The sequence below is a fragment of the Devosia soli genome (assembly GCF_000970455.1).
Lineage (GTDB): Bacteria > Pseudomonadota > Alphaproteobacteria > Rhizobiales > Devosiaceae > Devosia > Devosia soli.
In genome coordinates this window covers 1-1,463 of sequence record NZ_LAJG01000026.1, presented here as the reverse complement: position 1 = coordinate 1,463, position 1,463 = coordinate 1, and the positions used below count along the sequence as shown (strand labels likewise).

The following is a 1,463-nucleotide window of genomic DNA, read 5'->3' as shown; positions in this document are numbered from 1 at the left end:
GCCGGCGTGTCTTGAGGACTATGTCGAGGCGGATAATCCGGTCCGCATCATCGATGCGTTCGTCGATGAACTCGATCTGGCCAAGCTCGGCTTTGAGCGTGTTCAGCCCGCAGCGACCGGCAGACCTGGCTACGCGCCTGGCACCATGCTCAAGCTCTACGTGTACGGATACCTGCATCAGCTGACCTCGAGCCGGAAGCTTGAGCGCGAGGCCGGTCGCAATATCGAGCTGATGTGGCTTATCGGCAAGCTGGTGCCGGACTTCAAGACCATTGCCGACTTCCGTCATGACAATGCTGGTGCGATCCAGATCGCGTGCCAGCGCTTCGTTGCTGTCTGTCGAGCCCTTGGCCTGGTCGGCGGCGGCATGGTTGCCATCGACGGTTCGCGCCTGCGGGCGGTGAACACGCACGAGAAGAACTACACCAGGGGCAAGCTGGCGCGCCGGAAGGCCCACGTCGAAGAGAGCATTGCGCGCTATCTGGCTGAGCTCGAAGAAGCCGACAGTTCCGAAACCGGCCCGGCAACCCAGCGGATCGATCACCTGACCGAGCGGTTGGCGGCGCTGCGGGGGCGCCTGGGAGAACTTGAGGAGATTGGCCGGCAACTAGAAGCCGCGCCCGACGGGCAGATCTCGCTTACCGATCCAGATGCGCGTGCCATGGCAACCGGCAGCGATCACCGCGGGGTCGTCGGCTACAACGTTCAGGCTGCGGTCGACACCAAGCATCATATCGTCGTTGCTAATGAGGTCACGAACCGCGGTCATGATCGTTCGCACCTGCTGGAGATGGCCAAGGCAGCTCAGGCCGAGGTCGGTGGGTCCCAGATGATCGCCTTGGCCGATCGTGGATATTACGAGGGTGAACAGATCCGCTCCTGTGCCCAAGCCGGCATCATCCCGATGGTACCCAAGCCTGATACCTCACCAGCTCAGGCGCGCGGCTATTGGGGCAAGGCCATGTTCGTTTACGAGCCCGAGACGAACACCTATCGCTGCCCTGCCGGCCAACATCTCCAGAAGCACCATTCCACTGTTGAGGCTGGCAAGCTCATCGACGTCTATTACAATCAGAAGGCATGCGGTGCCTGCGCATCGCGTCCCCTATGCACGGCAGGCAAAGAGAAGCGCATCCGCCGATGGCAGCATGAAGCGGTGCTCGATGAGATGGAGCGCAGGTTCGAAGCCATGCCCGATGTGATGGCGGTCAGGCGATGCACCGTCGAGCACGTCTTCGGCACTATCAAGGGCTGGATGGGCGCCACCCACTTCCGAACGCGCGGGCTCAAGAACGTCGCCACCGAGGCCAGCATGGCAATCCTGGCCTACAACATCAAGCGCGCCATCGCCGTGGCTGGTGTTGCCTCCACCCTCAAGGCGATAACAGGATGAAGGGCGCTGACGCGCGCCGTCGCAAAACAAGCTGAGCCATCAGCCGCGCCGAGTTCTCACACAGCCTCGG

1 protein-coding gene is annotated in these 1,463 nt (G+C 62.2%); it reads left to right on the top strand.

Translation table 11 applies throughout. From position 1 onward, the window contains the following. The coding region (locus VW35_RS15300; RefSeq protein ID WP_046143971.1) for an IS1182 family transposase at positions 1–1,393 on the top strand (1,393 nt) is incomplete at its 5' end. Positions 1,394–1,463 lie beyond the last annotated feature (70 nt).